An 18,073-nucleotide genomic window follows, 5' to 3' on the forward strand; every position below is an offset into this window, starting at 1 on the left:
TATTGATACAACATTAAAAATTATATATTATCAGAACGGACTTTTTTAGTCCGTTTTTTTGTTTTAAAAATAACTTAAACACAAACTTTGTCATTCCGTAGGAATCTAGACAACGTTACATTAATTCAACAGTTTAGATTCCTACGGAATGACAAAATGCGAGTAATAATGTACATAATTAAGCTCAAATAATTTATAATATTCATGAAAAAACTTTGGTGAAATTTATATTTAACGAAACAATAAAAACCTCTGAAACCCGTTTAAATAATATAATTTCCGTAAATTTGATTAAATCAAAAAAGAAAAAAATGAAAAATCTTTTTTTAAGTATATGTGCAGCAGCGGTTTTGGCATCGTGTGGAACAATGTCTAGTCCATCTGCTTCTAAAGTAGGAAAATCTCAACCTTCATTGGCAAATACAAAATGGACGTTGGCGGATAATGTAAAAGGAAAAGTTCCGACTTTGAACATTGAAGGTGAAAAGATCAATGGAAATGCAGGATGTAATAATTACTTCGGAACTGCCAAAGTAGATATAGCGACAGGGAGTTTCTCTGCGGGGCAAATGGGTTCTACAAGAATGGCTTGCGACAATATGAGCGTAGAGCAGAATTTTATGGATATGGTAGGAAAGGCCAATAAATATGTGGTTTCCGGAAATACCTTAGAATTATATAAAGACAATCTTTTATTATTGAAATTCAATAAAGCAGAATAAATAAAAAAGGAACTCAAATTGAGTTCCTTTTTTTATGTTTAGATATTTCTTATTCTTCCTCTTCTTCGTCGTACTTAGCCAACTCCTCATCACACCATTTGAATGCAGCTTCTACCACTTTAGTAGCCTCATCTGCCATAGTTTCTTCATCATCACCTTCCAAATCATCTAACCACTCAACTTCTTCTTCCTCAACGTTTAAGATAAATCTTGGATATTCTGTATGAACTACGAATAAATCTTCAGGAAATTCCGAATTATCTGCTAATAAAAACTTTGGTAACTTCATTTTTTTAATGTTTTAACTTTAACCAAAGATAATAAAATTATTGATACTTGTTCTTGTCGATACTAATTTTTTGCAAAACTTTATAGCGTGTAAGCGTTGTTCTTTTTAAAGTGTCTTCGGGCTTAAAAGTAATGCTTACCTGAGGGTTTACGGTGCTTATTAATTCCGCAACCTGTATTTTTTCTAAATCTTTTTCTTCGATGATAAAAAACTGTAAAGGTACTTTGTCTAATTTTTCAGATTGTAAAAATTTAGTAATTTCTTTTCTGTTTTCAAGATAATTTCCTTTTGAAAGCCATGTAAATGCGGCTCCGGAAAGTAAACTTAAAGCTCCAATAACATATACTTTAAGATCAAATATCTGGAATAGTTTCCTGAAATAAACGATCCAGATCGGTAAACTGAAAGGCGCCATTAATCTATAATCTATGGGATTCACAGAATAAAAATACTGAATGAAATAAGAACAGATAATTCCAATAACACTCACAAAAACATAGAAAAATTCAGGATCTGAAAGCTTCTTTTTTACAAATAAATAAATGATCAGAAGAATATTGACAAACCCAATTCCGTAAATAATATAATTGATTTTTCCTCCTGCCGGATTCGCAATGTGAATGAACGGATTGAAGGTTGTACATAATCCCTGGAATAACTCAATCAAAAGCTGAGGAGTAGTGTGAAGCCCCATTTCCAGGAACATTTTCACGTAATTTGCATTAAAATAATCAATAAAGAGAAATTTATACAAAACAATGAAAATACAGCCAATCGCAGCAGAAATTATAAACGATAAAGAGTATTTTCTTTTCCAGAAAATAAGTCCGTAAAGTCCGGTTCCTGCAATGGTAAACAACGCGCTATATCGTACATTATAAAGAGCAATTAAAGCTAATGAAAGATAAAAAACAGCTTTCCATTTTTCTAATTTTCCTGTAATGATTAGCATTGCGGTATATAAAAAAAGAAATACAAAAGGCAGAATCAACGCTTCACTCATCGTATATGAGTAGATGGAAAGAAAGCTAAATAAGGCACTTAAAATAATCGTTTCTCTAAAATAAAATTTCTTTTTCCAAGCAAAAAAGATGATAAAAAGAAATGCTAAAATACCTACGACTTTACTGCTCCAAAATTCATCAAACCCAAAATAGGTGAAAAACTTGATACTTAAAGGATATCCTAATGGTGTTGTGGTATTATCAATTGTCGGAAAAGCACGAGCCGTTCTCATATATCGGATAGAGTCCGGATTTACACGACCTTTTTCATTCAGTAAAAAACGCAAAATGGTCATCACTAAAGTAATGATGACCATTGATATCTGAATATATTTTTCTTTAAATTTCATCGAAGAAAAGTAGTGAATTTTGTAATACAAGTCAATTTTTAAAATTAACTATTGACAATTCACTCATTCACCTCTCTTATTTTGCAAACATTTTTGCCACTTTTTCTGCTTTTTTGCTTTCAGAATAGTCATAGAAACCTTCTCCCGATTTTACGCCTAATTTTCCGGCCATTACCATGTTTACCAATAATGGATTTGGAGCATATTTAGGATTTTTGAAGCCGTCATACATTACATTTAGGATTGCTAAACAAACGTCAAGCCCGATAAAATCTGCCAATTGAAGTGGCCCCATCGGGTGAGCCATTCCTAATTTCATTACTGTATCAATTTCCTCAACACCAGCAACACCATTGTAAAGCGTTTCGATAGATTCGTTGATCATCGGCATCAAAATTCTGTTGGCCACAAAACCTGGGTAGTCGTTAACCTCTACAGGCACTTTTCCTAACGTTTTGCTCATATCGTAAATGATATCAAAAGTTTCTTTAGAAGTAGAATATCCCTTGATAATTTCAACCAATTTCATAATTGGAACAGGATTCATAAAGTGCATTCCGATCACTTTGTCGGCTCTTTTTGTAGCAGCAGCAATTTTAGTGATAGAAATTGAAGAAGTATTGGTTGCCAAAATACAGTTTGCAGGAGCCAATTCGTCCATTTGAGCGAATATTTTCAACTTTAATTCCTGATTTTCTGTTGCAGCTTCTACAATTAGATCTGCTTCTGTAGCTGCATTTTTAAGTTCCGTGAAAGTAGTTATGTTACCTAAAGTTTCTGCTTTTTGCTCTTCAGTAAGGTTACCTTTTGCAATGATTCTGTCCAGATTGGTTGTAATTGTTTTTAAACCTCTGTCCAAAGCATCCTGAGATACGTCTACTAAACTTACTTTAAAACCGCTTTGAGCGAAAGTATGTGCAATACCATTTCCCATGGTTCCAGCTCCGATAACTACGATGTTTTTGATCATTTTCCTTAAATTATTTTTTATAGATAGTTAAATTTCTTGCGTTGGCTAAGTCGGCTTTTTTTACCATTTCTGTTTCTTCAAAACCTACTGTTCCGTCGTGATTTTTCTTTCTTGCGTTATTTTGTGTTTCAATGGCAGATTGCAGACCTTTTGTAAAAGAAAGAGCCTGTTTTTTTGAAAGATTATCGGTTCCAATGTATAAATTAAATTCACCTTCTCTTCCCAATCCGCTTTGTTTGTAGATTTCCAGATTTTTAATTTTATTTTTTTTCTGAAATTTGCTTACATAATTCATTACCGGATCTGTTGATGGAGTACCACAACAAATGCTTCCGTATCTTATCTGTAAATAGTTTTCACTTTTCTGTGCCCAAAAGAATGAAAAACTGAAAATTCCTGCGATTAATAATATTTTTTTCATGTTGATTTTTTTTATTTGATAAGTAAGACTCAATTAGCGTGCCTTTGTTATTTCGTAGAAACTTCCAATAACAATTTTGAATATTTAAACTCACTTAAAAAACGGTTTAAAAATAAGCTTTAAAATTTACTTATTAAAATGATCCCAAACAGTTTTAGAAATATCAGAAATAATCTTGCAGTTTACGGCATCGGTTTCCGTAGAATTGCTTACAAATAAAGCAATTGCGTAATGTTTTCCGTTGGGTAAAGTTACAATTCCTATTTCATTTTCGGCACCGGTCAATCCGTCTTTATTCTTTCCGGAAGCTCCCGTTTTGCGGGCTACAGGGGTGTTTTCCGGCAATTGTTCTATCATTTTGTTTAATCCTGTTTTTGTTCCCAGCATTACTTCCATCAGATAGTTTGTAGAGTTTTTAGAGAGTAATTTTCTATCGTAGAATTTTTTCAGAACCTGAACTGCAGAATTGGTCGTGCTGTAATTTTCATACTGTGCGTTCCAATCTTTGTGCATCACTTCTTCATTATATTTTATCTGAAAACCTTTTATACCTTTAGAATCCATGAATTTCTGAACAGTTTGCGTACCTCCAATTAAATTCAAAAGAATATCACAACCATTATTATCGCTCATGGCAACGGTTTGATCGATAATTTCACTTAAAGGAACTTCCTCGTTTTTATCTTTATATTTATCGCGAAGAGGCGACCATGTATTTTCTAATAAATTTGATTTATCCAGTAAAATTTTTTGATCTAAAGACAGTTTTTGTTTATCAACAAGATCTAAAACAGCCGCCGCAATATGAAATTTGAAAACACTTTGCATCGGAAGTTTTTTTTCGCCATTTTTATTATAATTAAAATCATCTTCAAATCCTAAAACCGAAACGGCAACCGTCGCTTTTTTGTCTTTAATAATTGAATTGATTTTTTTGTCTAAAACATTGTCTTGAGCAAAGACAAATGCCGAGATCAAAAGAAAAAGAAATTTTATTTTTTTCATAATATTTTGGTTGAAAAAATCCCTCTGAAAAGAAGGATTTTATAGTTTAATTTAAAGTTTTTAAAATTATCTTATATTGCTAATACCTGCAACCATTATTCCAAAAAAAGCTAAAATATATAGCCCGATAATAATAATCGTAAGAATTCCTATAAACTTGTAGTGAGATTTCAGATATTCAAACGACTTTGTAAGATTTCCCTGATTATTCGTGTTTAAAGCAATCTTCATATTGGAAGCAAATTTATAAAGAAAATTGATCGGTATGAAATAAAAAGCCGCAATGACAAGGTAAATGATCGAGAACAGAGCGCCGCCACCCATTGGCATCATACTGTTATACGAACTCATTGATGCTCCGACTGTCATCATAATTAATGCAACAATTATCATAAGACCAATTCCGATATAGCCTAAAACGGCTAAAAAGGTGGTCCATTTTGCGGTTTCTGCAAGAAAAGATTTTGCAGCTTTGTCAATTCTTAATTCGTCAAATTGTTCGAAAGGAGATTTTGTTTCCATTATTGTTAAAATTTTTTTGGAAAATACTTAAAATTATTTTAACTCTGATTGGTGTGATGATATTTTTTTAAACTTAATTTTAAATCTTTATTTCACTTCAAAATAATTAAGATTAACTCCATCATTTTCGAAAATTATTCTGATTTTGTTTTCTCCTTTTTTAAGATTAACTCCTGTAGCAGAAACAGTTTTCCATATGTCATTTCCACCTGTTGAGTTTAAAGAAAACGTGGCCAATTGTTTTCCTGAAGCATCCTCAATTCTAATTTTTCCGTTATTATTGCTGGAATATCTGATGTCAAAACTATAGCTTTTATCGGCTTTTGCAGTAAATGTATATTGAATCCATTCTCCGGCTTCTGTTTTTCCAACATAATATTGATTGGTGATTTTGTCGTTACATTTATAAATATCAACGCCGTCATTTCTCATTTGATTTCCTGAATTCCATTCAGATTTTTTAGCAGGATCGCTCACCCAAAGATTGATGAAATCTTTATCTAAATAAGCCGAGCCCATTCTTCCCAAATCATAATCTGAAGCGAAAATTTTCCCCGGAACCTGATTATTTTTAAACGGTTTTGTAGATCCATCCGTTGTCTGTCTGAACATCGCATCAATCACATCATTTTTAATTTCTGTGTTATTGAATTTATAATTGTCAGCAATTTTTGCTAAAGCTTTTGTTGCAAATTCTTTTGTTGGTTTTTCTCCTCCTTTCGTCCAATAATCCAGTAATTTTTGATATTCGGGAGTGATTTTTACGGTGGTAATTCCTGCGATATTGTCGATTTTTTTCATTGGCCAAAATGCATATCCGATATTATGTTTATCTAAAAGCTGGATCAATTCTGTAAACCAAACATTAGAATTTTCTCCTGTTTCCCCCAACCAGATCGGCATATTGTGCTTTTCTCTTAGATCTAATGCATTTTTTATTGTTGCATCATCATTATAATTCCAGTATTTATGGAAGCTAAAAACCATGTTATCATCCCAAATCGGAGTTAATCCGTTGTAATTATTTCCCCATCCATTTCCTTCAATAATAATAATGTGTTTTTTGTCAACCTGACGAATCGCTTCTGTAATGTCTTTTTGCAGTTTCCAAAGAGGAGCGTTTGACATTTCATCTGTCCCGTTCGGATTTTTCCCAGTGAAATTAATGTTGGGCTCGTTGATTAAATCGTAACCACCAATCCACGGCTCATCTTTATATCTTTCTGCTAATTTCTTCCAAAGAGCGATTGTCTTTTTCTGATTTTCTTCGCTTTCCCAAAGTGATGGTTTTGATTTATCATTATCGGAAATATTCACATCATTTCCCTGTCCACCAGGCGCAGCGTGAAGATCTAAAATTAAATACATTTTATTATCTGCACACCATTTTAAAAGATCATCCGTCATTTTAAAACCATCTTCCAACCATGTGTTTTGACCTTTTACAGATTCTTTTTCAATCGGTAAAGTATATAAATTGTAATGCATCGGAAGCCTGATCGAGTTAAATCCTGCCTTTTTCAGAAAATCAATATCCTGTTTTGTAATTCCGTTTTTTAAATAAGCTTTATAGAAATCATTCATTCCCTTTTCACCGACTAATTCTGCAATCTTTTCTTTGATCTTATATTGTGGACCTGCAAAATCGGCAGTCTTCAACATATAGCCTTCCTGCAGCATCCATCCTCCCAAACCAAGGCCTCTCAATTGAATATTTTCTCCTTTATCATTAACGATTTTCTGACCATTTGTTTTTAAAAGCTGTGATGTCCCAAATTGAGACAATAAAAAAGCGGATAATAGGAATGCTCTTTTCATAGTTTTGATTTTTAAAATATTAGGGGTTGTTTTTAGAATTAATTACTTTTAGATAATCACAAATATATTTAAAATTTGTTGAATAAAAATTACAATTCACTTAAATTTAACCACAAAAGAAATAAAATAGGATTAAAAAATGTGTGTCTCTTACAGCTTTGAAATAATAGTAAGTTTTGGCTAAAGCAAATTGATATTATTATAATAAGAAAAAACGGGCTGAAGCCCGTTCCTATTGATATTTAAAGTTGTGTAATTCGTGAAAATTATTTGTGTGCTTTGTGTTTAAATTTAAAAACTAAGAAATCAATTTCATAATCTCCAAAGCCACTTTCAAAGCTTCAGTTCCATCTTCTAACGAAACTTCTACATTTTTACCTTCCATAATAGCATCAGCGAAAGAATTTAATTCATCTAAAATTGCATTATTAGGTTGAATGTTTGGATATTCAAATAAAATCTGATTCTTTTCTCCGTCAGCATTTTCAATAATCATATCAAATGGAGTAGGGTTTTCAGGAGCATCTTTCATACGAATAACTTCTGCTTTTTTCTCTAAGAAATCAACAGAAATATAAGCGTCTTTTTGGAAGAAACGGCTTTTTCTCATTGCCTTCATTGAAATTCTTGAAGTCGTAAGATTGGCAACACATCCGTTTTCAAACTCAATTCTTGCGTTAGAAATATCCGGAGTTTTACTCACTACGCAAACACCGCTTGCATGAATATTTTTAACTTTAGATTTTACTACACTTAATAAAATATCAAGATCGTGAATCATTAAGTCTAAGACCACAGAAACATCCGTTCCACGAGGATTAAATTCTGCCAATCGGTGGATCTCGATGAACATTGGATTTTGAATGTAATCTTTAGCTCCGATAAAAGCAGGATTATATCTTTCAACGTGACCTACCTGAGCTTTTATTCCATTTTCACGACACTTTTGAAGGATTTCTTCTGCCTGTTCAAGCGTGTGAGTTACAGGTTTTTCGATAAAAAAATGAAGCCCTTTATTAATAGCTTTTAAAGCATAATCGTAATGATAAATTGTTGGTGTTACAATATCCAACATCTCGATCTGATCCAAAAGATCTTCAAAGTTTTCAAAATATTTATAACCTAATTCGGCTTCTAATTTTTTTCCGTTTTCTACATCTTTATCATGGAAACCTACAAATTCATACTTATCTGATTGATTAAGAAGTCTTAAGTGTATCTTTCCTAAATGTCCGGCACCTACCAAACCTGCTTTTAACATAGTTGTATTAAATTTTTGTAAATATAATGATTTTAGGTATTCGGAAATAGATGATAGGTTTTAGGTTGATAAATAGTATTTGTTTTATTATTTTTGTGCAAACTACCACCAGAAACCCCAATAACTACCATCTAATGACGCAAGATTCGTTTGTACATAAAGGAAAAAGAAAGATTTTGGTTGAATATCTTCGACACAAGATCGGAATTTCGGATGAAAATGTACTTTCGGCCATGAATGATGTTCCGAGACACCTTTTTATTGAAAGTATTTTTGAAGATTTCGCCTATGAAGACCGTGCTTTTCCTATTTTGGCGCATCAGACGATTTCGCATCCTTCAACCGTTGCAGAGCAATCTGAATTGCTACAGTTAAAATCAGGCGAAAAAGTGCTGGAGATCGGTACAGGATGTGGTTATCAGACCGCTGTACTTATAGCAATGAAAGGGTTGGTATATACGGTTGAAAGACAGAAAGATCTGTTCGATTTTTCTAAGAAAAAGTTAAGAGAAATGCATTTGTATCCCAAATTTCAAAGCTTTGGTGATGGTTTTGCCGGACTTCCGACTTTTGCGCCTTTTGATAAAATTATTGTGACTTGTGGAGCTTCCGTTTTGCCCACAGAATTATTAAAACAGTTAAAAGTAGGTGGAAAAATGGTTATTCCATTAGGTCCGACCGATGAGCAGGTTTTATACAGATTCACGAAGATCTCTCCGACTGAGATTGAAAAAGAAGAATTTGGAGCTTACAAATTTGTTCCGATGTTAGGCAAAACTAATCAATAACTGTAATTGTTGGCAAAACGCTAAGACGCAAAGATTAATAAAAATACTTTTTTAAGGCGCTAGAAAATCAAAGATTTTCAGTGATGTTAACGTATTCAATTTTATCGAAGATAAAATCCTTGCGCCTTATTTGTATATAATTTAACTGAAAAATAGCGTCTTTGCGATGACCAACATTAAGAACTTAACAAATTATCCCATAATGTGGAAACCTCCGTCAACATGGCGGATTTCTCCTGTAATTCTTGTTTCTTTTCTGAAAAGATGAACAATTTCGTGAGCTAAATCTTCAGGTAAAGCATTTCCTAACGGACTTGTTTGATTCGCTTTTTCAACATCTTCAGCATTTAACGTTGCATTTCCGGCCTTGCTTCCCATGTAAGGTGAAAAACGGATTGCATTAGCTCGAATTCCGTATTTTCTGCCTAATTCATTGGCTATTTCCATGGTTAATCGTTCAAGCGCAGCTTTAGCAATACTGATATTAATGTAAGGAAAAGATGAAACTTTTTCTGCCGCAATATAACTTAGAGAAACAATAGAAGCTCCATTTTGGAGAACATTATTTGAAAGTAAAGCCTGTGATAAAGAAATCAAAGAAAACGCTGAAACATTCATGGTTTCGTTAAATTCTTCTACAGTAACCTCCAGCATTGGCTTGACGGATTTTTGTCTGATGGTTTTATCCATTGCAATGGCGTGAAGAAATCCGTTAAGTTTAATATCTTTTTGATAAAGATCTTTCGCCAGAAAATCCAAACTTTCGGGTAATGTTACATCTAAAGGAGCGGTGTAAACCTGATCTCCCAAAACTTTATGACATGCCGTTTGAAAGTCATTATAGTTTTTGTCAAGAAAGGCTTGCGCTTTTTCTGAAATATTTTTGTGAAAAGGAGTCACACCTAATCCGGCACACACAACTTTTCCGTTGTTTTCAAGGATTTTTTCGGCGGTTTTCATGGCAAGGGAATTTTCATCCGCGATGCCTGTTATAAGAAATGTCTGATCTTTCAGCATAATTTTTTCGGTATTATTTAAAATAAGATATTGATTTTAAGCTTTATAAAGAGCGGTTCCCCAAGTCCATCCAGAGCCTACGGCTGCAAATAAAAGGATATTTCCGGGTTGTATTTTCCCGCTTTTGTAAGTTTCATCAAGGACGATAGGAATTGTTCCGCCCGAAGTATTGGCGTATTTATCCATGTTTGTCATTACTTTTTCAAAAGGGATATTCACTTTTCTGGCAGTTTCCTGAAGAATTCTGATGCTTGGCTGGTGAGGAATTACCCAATCCACATCATCTTCTGAAAGCTTATTAGCCTCAAGAATTTCAGTAATTGTTTCAGGTAAAACTTTGGTTGCCGTATTAAAAACTTCTTTACCATTCATCTGAAAATAATGAAGTTTCTGCTTTAAAGTTTCTTCTGATGCAGGCATTTCAGAACCTCCGGCAGGAATGTTGAAATGATATTTTCCTCGTCCATCAGCATGAAGTTTAAAATCAAAGAAACCTTTATCTTCAGTCGTTCCTGAAAGTAAAATTGCTCCGGCACCATCTCCGAAAAAAACAGAATCTTTTCGCTCCCAATCGGTAATGGTAGAAAAAGTATCAGCTCCGATAATTAAAACATTTTGGTACATTCCCGTTTCTATGAACTGGCAACCGATTGCAATGCCATATAAACCTCCTGAACAAACTGCCGAAATATCAAATGCTACCGCCTGATAAGCGCCCATCTTTTCCTGAACGAAACACGCTGTAGATGGAGCCTGTCTGTCCGGAGTCGAAGTTGCTACAATAATTAAATCGATCTCTTCCGGTTTTAGATTAGCTTCTTTTAATGCTTCCAAGCCTGCTTTATAAGCCAGATCGCTCGTTACTTCACCCTCTGCAATTCTACGTTCCTTAATTCCTAAATTTTTATAGATCCACTCATCAGAAGAGCCGATGGCTTCAAAAAAGTCGTTTTTCAATATTTTTGGAGGTACATAAGAACCTGTGCCTTTTATAAAGGCATTTTTTTTAATCATCATATTTTGCGGTATGTTTACAGATTTTGATTAATTTTTGATTTTAATGTGAAAACAAAGTAAATCTAGTGATAATTATATTAAATTAAAGTTTTGCCATGTGTTTTTTTGATTTATTTTATGGGTGAATTTCCAAGAAATATTGGGAAATTTATCAGTATTATTAACCAAATTTAATACTGTTTTCGGAATGAAAATTGTATCATTTTTATTAGCAAATCATTGAAATCATCACTCGATTTTAATACTATTCAAAAAAAACGCAAAACAATTCAGACTGTTGATGAAAATTTATTCTTAATGAATCGAGAGAGATATATGAAAAAATAATTTTAAATAATAAAGTTAAAAACCTCATTTTCATTAGGCGTGAGGTTTTTTATTTTGAAAGTTTTGACTATTAATTACAAAATAAATAATGAAAGTATTCATCAACAAAAGAATTCCGGAAATAGGAATTAAAATGCTCGAAGAAGCAGGATTGGAAGTTACATTCCCAACACATGACAATTTGCCTCATGAAGAATGGTTAAAGTATTGTGAAAATGCTGATGCGATTTTAAATGTAGGACACAATAAATTTGACAGAGAATTTTTCGAACAATGTCCAAATGTAAAGGCAATCGCTTTGTATTCTGTTGGTTTTGATCATGTTGATATTAAAGAAGCTACTCTCAAAAATATTCCCATCGGAAATACACCGGATGTTTTAAGCAGAGCTACTTCTGACGTTGCGTTTTTATTAATGCAATCGGTTGCAAGAAGGGCGAGTTTTAATTTTCAGAAAGTAAAAGAGGGAAATTGGGGTGATTTTGATCCTCTTCATGCTTTGGGACAGGAATTATACGGAAAAATTTTAGGAGTTTTCGGGTTGGGAAGAATAGGTTTTGAAATGGCTGAAAAGTGTAAAAAAGCCTTTGACATGAAGATTATTTACCACAATCGCCATCATAATGAAGAAGCAGAGAAAGAGCTCGATGCAACGTATGTTTCTTTCGATGAATTAATTGAACAATCTGATATTTTGAGTATTCACGCTAATTTTGTCCCGGATCAGAAAGATCTTTTCAATGCTTCCGTTTTTGAGAAAATGAAACCTGATTCTATTTTTATTAATACAGCCAGAGGTGGTTTTCATAATCAAAAAGATTTGTATGAAGCATTGGTTTCAAAACAGATTTGGGGAGCCGGTTTAGACGTCACAAATCCAGAACCTATTTTTAAGGATGATCCAATTTTAGAGCTTTCAAGTGTTTGTGTGTTACCACATATCGGTTCAGCAACGATTGAAGCGAGAAACGGAATGGCAAAAGTAGCCGCAGAGAATATCATCGCTTTTTCTAAAGGTGAGAAAATGCCGAACTGCGCTAATCCTGAAGTTTATAATATTTAATGAAAATTAAAGATTAGGTTTAAATATTTCTAAAAAGATAGAAGTTGGAATCATTTTTGTCTTTTATTAAATCAACACTAAATACAATATAACATTATGATACCTGAAGATAATACCAACGAACAGAACAGAAAGCTCGAACAAATGGATTATAGTCCAATTGAAGACATCTTTAACAGAGAAAAACATATTCCTTTGGATGGAGATGGAAATCCTATCTTAAATGAAGATATTGATGATGACAAAATAGATAAAGGATTGGATATCCCCGGCGTTGAAGATGACGATGAAATGGAAGAAATCGGCTCCGAAGATGAAGAAAATAATTATTGGAGCACAAGTGATAATGATGATGATCATGAAGAAACAAACGATGATGTGCTTACCTAAAATAATAGGCCTTACTAAAATTTAGTAAGGCTTTTTTTTGTTAACTATTTGTATGTAAGTGTTTGTTTATTAGTGTAATACTGTTTGTTGTTGTTAATTTAACATAAATAAATGGTTATGTTTGAATATTCTATTGTTAAAAGTGCTAAATTTATCATTACCTAGTGATTAATATTTTTAACCTATGAAGAAACTTTTACAAATTTTACTCATATTCGTTGGAGTTTTTACATTTTCTCAAGCGCCTGTAAACATCAAAGTGAAAGATGCTCTAGGTAATGAAAATTTCAACGTTACGTGTGCTAATGACCTCGATGCCAACGGTTGTATAGCACTGCATGTGGAATATCCTGAGTTGAAGGAAACGACAAATTATCAGGTAAGTCCGGCATCATACAGTCCGCCGATCGCAATGAATCAGGGAACTGCGCTTAATGCCAATTATGATGATTTGTTTGCTGTAAAATTGGATCTTCCGTTCAAGTTTTGCTTTTACAATCAATATTTTGAAGCGGTAGTTGTGGGTTCAAATGGAATGCTCACTTTTGATGAAAGTCAGCTCGGTAACATCAATTATCCGAATGTTCAATGGCAAAATCCAAATGTGAGTCTTCCAAAAAATTCTATTTTTGGGGTGTATCATGATATGGTTTTTTCATCAAATGATCAGTCTGAAATCTATTATTCCGTGATCGGAACGGCGCCTTACAGAAAGTTTATTGTTAATTTTTATGAGGGAAGAGTAGCGGGCTGTACAGACCGTTCTTCTTCGCAAATTGTACTTCATGAAACAACAAATCAAATTGAAGTTTTTGTTGATAAAAAATTAGCGCCCTGTCCAACCCGAAAATTTGAAAATGCCCTCATTGGCGTTATCAACAGTGATGGAACGGTTGGTGTTTCTCCGGCATCAAGAAATACGGGAGTTTGGCAGGCTTTGCAGGAAGGCTGGAAGTTTAATCCGGTCGGAAATGTTATTCTGCCACAGGTAACATGGACCAATGCTGCAGGACAAACCGTTGCTACAGGTGTACAAGCGACTATTTGTCCGACACAAAATGAAGTCTACACAGCCAATGTTTTATTTAATATCTGCGGAAATAGTACGCTTACCTTGACAGATGATTTTACGATCACTTTCGATCCAACTTATCCGGTTGCTAAGAATTATACGCAAAATTTTTGTGGTAATGCTTCAGTTAATTTAAGTCTAAATAGTTTTCAGTCAAATCTTACTTCTCAGAATCCGGCTAATTTTAATTTTAGCTATCATTCGACATTGTTGGACGCGCAAAATAATCAGAATGCTTTGCCTAACGCCTATGTTTTGACTGCGAATACTGTTTTATATGTAAGAATTCAGAATCCAAGTAATCCGACATGTTTCAGGGTTGCAGTTTTAACACTTAATTTTGCATCGAAAAACCTGCTGAAATCTACAGTTGAACTTTGTGATACCAATAACAATGGAGTAGAGCAAAACTATGATCTTTCTTTGCTTAATATTGAGCTTTTTCCTCCCGGAACTACGGGAATTACATATTTTGCAACCCAATCTGATGCTCAAAACAATAATAACAGCATAACGACAGCAAATATTACAACGAATACTAATATTTGGGTGAGGCTTCAGGATGCGACCTGTACTTATATTTTAGGTCCGGTTCATTTTCAGTTTAAGCCTGGGGCTAATGTCAATTCTCCGCTTACATTTCCTTATACGATGTGTGATATTAATGCTGATAATCAGGAACCTTTTGATTTTGGATTAAATGTTGGTCCATTAATTACAACCCAAACTGGAGTTGTTTTTACAGCATATTCTACCTATAATGAAGCTTATACAAATATTGGAACTGTATTAACGACCATTAAACCAGGACAATATAAAGTTTTTATAAGAGTTGATATTCCAAATGGCTGTTTTGCTGTAGTTGAGGTCAATATGGATATAACTTTTACTAAAATTGAAGTCAACGAAAAGCATGAATATATCTGTTTTAATGGAACGGATAATATCACAATCAATCTCAATACGTTGTCTGCGGGAATGCTTATTTCTCCAACAACTGTTCCTGTGACTGAATTTTATCCTGATGCTGCAAGTGCAGAATTGGGAACGGGAGCGATAAGTCCAAATCAGACGATTACAACGGACGGAAATTTTGTAACCCAAACCTATTTTGTACGTTTTGAACAATCTGATATCTGTTACACAGTAAGACCTTTGAATGTACATTTGGTTCACCCTGTGGCTGTTCAGTCAAGTTTTTCGGTGTGTGATTTTAATAATGATAATTCTGAAAATGTAACGTTATCTCAATTCAGTGCTTCGATTATTGGAAATCAGAATGCTACAACATTATTCTATCTTAGTCAGATTGATGCACAAAATGGGAATAATCCTGTAACCAACGTTACTCTTACAGTAAGCCAGCAGGTTTTTGTGAAAATAACGTCTTACAATTGCGTGCAGATTTATCCTATCAATTTAAGTTTAAATTCAACGCCGATTGTTAATTCTCCGGTTACGATTTCGCTAAACAATATTTGTGATAATAATAATGACGGTGCGGAAATTTATAACTTAATTCAGGCTCAATCACAGATTTATAGCGGAACGGATGCTACTTTTACCTATTATACTTCTTATGATCCTGTAACCCATATTTTTACAGGTGAAATTGCCAATCCGAGTCAATATAACGTTCCGGGAAATGCTACTGTTTATGTGAAGGTTAAATTTAATAACAGTGAATGTTTTTCTGCGGCTCAGTTAACGATCCAGATGACATTTTTACCTCCAGTTGTTCTTCAGAATGCGTTTTTGGAAAAATGTGATGAAGATTTTAATTTAAGTGAAACTTTTCAGTTGAATGATGCGATTCCGCAGTTGTTTATTGCTTCTCAAAATACACAGCCACTTTCCAATATGACGATCACGTATTACAATACGGCTGCAGAAGCAAATGCAGGAGCGGCGGGAACGCAGATAGGCAATACAATTACAACAAATATTTCATCCGTGCAGGTTTGGGCGAGATTTCAGTCTAAAACTTCGGGTTGTTATTCTGTGGCTCCGATTCAGTTGAATACATATTTTCCTCCGAAAGCAATCAATTCAACCTTAACAGTTTGTGATGAGAACTTAGACGGATCTTATGAAGTGAATTTGCTGAATTTCACGAATTTAATGGTTGATATTCAAAATCCGGCTAATATATTTAGTTTTTATTTAACGGAACAAAACGCACAAAACGGAACGAATCCTATTCCTAATCCACAGAATTTTACGGCAAATCCGTTCCCGACTCAGATTTGGGTGAAAGTTCAGAATATGGCGGCTTGTGATGATGTAGCAAGTATTAGTTTTCTATTTGGATCTAAGGTTGTTCTTCAAAACGGAGGTCCTTTTAACCTAAATAATGTTTGTGATACAGGAAATGACGGAATAGAAAATGTTAATTTAACTCAGTATGAACAGCAGATTTATACAGGAGGTAACGCAACGTTTACTTATTATCCTTCTTTGGCAGATATTAATGCTAACACAAATGTCATTGCAACGCCTTCCAATTATTCATTTAATCAAAATACAGGATCAAATACTATTTATGTAAAAGTAAGTGTTCCCGGATCTTGTCCTGAAAGAGTAGAAATACATTTATCTTTAAAACCAACTCCGATTTTCAGCATTCCGACGCAGTATATTTGTCAGGATGGTTCGTTAACGTACACTGTTCATGTGGAAGGATTTAATATTGTAAGCTATGTTTGGACAGATCCAAACGGACAGATAGTTTCAAACACAGATACCATTACAGGAGTTACTGTAATCGGAACTTATACGCTCATAGTGACGGCAGATAACGGATGTTCTTACACGGGTACTTTTGAATTGAAATATTACGATGTTCCCGTTATCCAAAAGCTTGATATTAATGGAAATAACTGTACGGTTTACGCTACAGGTTCAAAAACAATATTGTATTCGATAGACGGAATTACATGGCAGGCAAGCAATACGTTCTATAATTTACCGACAGGAATTATCACTTTTTATGTAAAATATGTAGACGGTGAATGTATCGTAAAACAGGACGGAGTAATTTTGGATATTAAAAATGCCATCACACCAAACGGAGACGGACTTAACGACAAATGGATCATAAAAAATCTCCATGTTTTTGGAAATAGAATGACCAACGTCAAAGTATTCGACCGTTATCAGGCTTTGATTTTCGAACAGAATACCAATACTCAAATCATCTGGGACGGTACAATCTTAGGAAGATCGATTCCAACATCAAGTTATTGGTATGTCATTACGCTTCCTGACGGACGATCATTTACCGGTTGGATTCTCGTCAAAAATAATAATTAAAAAAAATCATTTCTCATGAATATAACCTTACCGAATTTCGGTAAGGTTTTTTATTTTTGAAAGATAAATACAAACAAATAATGAAAGAAACCCTAGCCCAAATCAACGAAATTCCCATCCCTAGGAACTTTGTAGAACATCTACCTTACAATTTAAATGTAAAAAAGTTAATTTTTAACAGGATCTTTCAAAAGAAAATACTGAATATTACGTTTAATTCTTAAATTTGGCTCATGCGAAAGAATCTTTATCTTATCATTATATCATTTTCTCTTATTAGTTGCTATACTTATCAGATTAAAAAACCTGTTGATACAGCGATAGACAATAAGCAGGACCCTAAAAGGAATACAACTCTTCCTAATAATACTTCTCCGCAAATGACAAGTACAACAGCTGGATCCCAAAACCCGAACGCGCAACAAACGCCTATTCCGATTAATGTGCAGGAGAAACTTACACCTAACAAAAATGTTAAAATTGAGGTTGATGGCAAGACTTATAAAGTAATAGTTGACAAGTGGGAAAGCGATAGTCTGGTTGTACATCCGGTTCATAATGCTAAAAAAACTCTGAAATTCCATAAGAACCAGATTAATGCCGAGAAAATTAAGGAAAAACGCTTTTCACAACCGATAGCTGATATTATTACTGTTGTTGCTTATGCCGGAATTGGTGCTTTAATTTATACTCTTATACGCTAATTTTTTTTCTTTGAATTTTCG

At 33.7% G+C, this 18,073-nt stretch carries 16 protein-coding genes; 6 read left to right on the forward strand and 10 right to left on the reverse strand.

Annotated elements, in window-relative coordinates:
* Window positions 1-311 precede the first annotated feature (311 nt).
* Window positions 312-722, forward strand: coding sequence for an META domain-containing protein (locus AC1Q7L_RS00590; RefSeq protein ID WP_123984867.1), 411 nt, complete (start codon window positions 312-314; stop codon window positions 720-722).
* Window positions 723-771: 49 nt separating this feature from the next.
* Here the strand turns inward: AC1Q7L_RS00590 and AC1Q7L_RS00595 are convergent, their stop codons facing one another.
* The 8 genes from AC1Q7L_RS00595 to AC1Q7L_RS00630 all read right to left on the reverse strand — a co-directional run bounded on the left by AC1Q7L_RS00595 (window position 772) and on the right by AC1Q7L_RS00630 (window position 8,362).
* A complete protein-coding gene (locus AC1Q7L_RS00595; protein ID WP_007845674.1) occupies window positions 772-1,011 on the reverse strand; it encodes a DUF8828 family protein in 240 nt (79 codons plus the stop codon).
* A gap of 37 nt (window positions 1,012-1,048) precedes the next feature.
* The gene (locus AC1Q7L_RS00600; RefSeq protein WP_492305851.1) at window positions 1,049-2,365 is read right to left on the reverse strand and encodes a hypothetical protein; all 1,317 of its coding nucleotides are present in this window, start codon (window positions 2,363-2,365) and stop codon (window positions 1,049-1,051) included.
* A 76-nt stretch (window positions 2,366-2,441) separates the two neighbouring features.
* On the reverse strand, window positions 2,442-3,332 hold the full coding sequence (locus AC1Q7L_RS00605) for a 3-hydroxybutyryl-CoA dehydrogenase (RefSeq protein ID WP_492305921.1): 891 nt from the start codon (window positions 3,330-3,332) through the stop codon (window positions 2,442-2,444).
* Between the two features lie 13 nt (window positions 3,333-3,345).
* A complete protein-coding gene (locus AC1Q7L_RS00610; RefSeq protein ID WP_492305850.1) occupies window positions 3,346-3,756 on the reverse strand; it encodes a hypothetical protein in 411 nt (136 codons plus the stop codon).
* A gap of 126 nt (window positions 3,757-3,882) precedes the next feature.
* Entirely contained in the window at window positions 3,883-4,761 is an 879-nt protein-coding gene (gene bla-A, locus AC1Q7L_RS00615) for a CGA/CIA family class A beta-lactamase (protein WP_492305849.1), read from the reverse strand.
* A gap of 66 nt (window positions 4,762-4,827) precedes the next feature.
* Window positions 4,828-5,283 carry a hypothetical protein gene (locus tag AC1Q7L_RS00620; RefSeq protein ID WP_492305848.1) on the reverse strand — a complete coding sequence of 152 codons (456 nt, stop codon included), beginning with the start codon at window positions 5,281-5,283 and terminating at the stop codon, window positions 4,828-4,830.
* 87 nt (window positions 5,284-5,370) lie between these two features.
* Window positions 5,371-7,101 (reverse strand): cellulase family glycosylhydrolase, encoded by a 1,731-nt coding sequence (locus AC1Q7L_RS00625; RefSeq protein ID WP_492305847.1) that lies wholly within the window; start codon window positions 7,099-7,101, stop codon window positions 5,371-5,373.
* Between the two features lie 298 nt (window positions 7,102-7,399).
* Entirely contained in the window at window positions 7,400-8,362 is a 963-nt protein-coding gene (locus AC1Q7L_RS00630; RefSeq protein WP_492305846.1) for a Gfo/Idh/MocA family protein, read from the reverse strand.
* Window positions 8,363-8,496: 134 nt separating this feature from the next.
* On the opposite strand from AC1Q7L_RS00630, the gene AC1Q7L_RS00635 reads away from it, so the two are divergent.
* Window positions 8,497-9,150, forward strand: coding sequence for a protein-L-isoaspartate(D-aspartate) O-methyltransferase (locus AC1Q7L_RS00635; RefSeq protein WP_492305845.1), 654 nt, complete (start codon window positions 8,497-8,499; stop codon window positions 9,148-9,150).
* A 192-nt stretch (window positions 9,151-9,342) separates the two neighbouring features.
* Here the strand turns inward: AC1Q7L_RS00635 and AC1Q7L_RS00640 are convergent, their stop codons facing one another.
* Together AC1Q7L_RS00640 and AC1Q7L_RS00645 are read right to left on the reverse strand one after the other, a co-directional pair.
* Entirely contained in the window at window positions 9,343-10,167 is an 825-nt protein-coding gene (locus tag AC1Q7L_RS00640) for an SDR family oxidoreductase (protein ID WP_492305844.1), read from the reverse strand.
* Between the two features lie 36 nt (window positions 10,168-10,203).
* Entirely contained in the window at window positions 10,204-11,184 is a 981-nt protein-coding gene (locus AC1Q7L_RS00645) for a 3-oxoacyl-ACP synthase III family protein (RefSeq protein ID WP_492305843.1), read from the reverse strand.
* Between the two features lie 415 nt (window positions 11,185-11,599).
* Between AC1Q7L_RS00645 and AC1Q7L_RS00650 the strand changes: the two genes are divergently transcribed.
* The 4 genes from AC1Q7L_RS00650 (at window position 11,600) to AC1Q7L_RS00665 (ending at window position 18,052) form a co-directional block, all read left to right on the forward strand.
* Complete coding sequence (locus tag AC1Q7L_RS00650; RefSeq protein WP_492305842.1) at window positions 11,600-12,574, forward strand: 2-hydroxyacid dehydrogenase; 975 nt, start codon at window positions 11,600-11,602, stop codon at window positions 12,572-12,574.
* 96 nt (window positions 12,575-12,670) lie between these two features.
* Window positions 12,671-12,964, forward strand: coding sequence for a hypothetical protein (locus AC1Q7L_RS00655; protein WP_410691029.1), 294 nt, complete (start codon window positions 12,671-12,673; stop codon window positions 12,962-12,964).
* Window positions 12,965-13,148: 184 nt separating this feature from the next.
* A complete protein-coding gene (locus tag AC1Q7L_RS00660; RefSeq protein ID WP_492305841.1) occupies window positions 13,149-17,348 on the forward strand; it encodes an FIDD domain-containing protein in 4,200 nt (1,399 codons plus the stop codon).
* 233 nt (window positions 17,349-17,581) lie between these two features.
* Window positions 17,582-18,052: a hypothetical protein gene (locus tag AC1Q7L_RS00665; protein ID WP_492305840.1), complete on the forward strand. Its 471-nt coding sequence runs from the start codon at window positions 17,582-17,584 to the stop codon at window positions 18,050-18,052.
* Window positions 18,053-18,073 lie beyond the last annotated feature (21 nt).

Source organism: Chryseobacterium sp. GW823-FHT05E08, assembly GCF_058795655.1.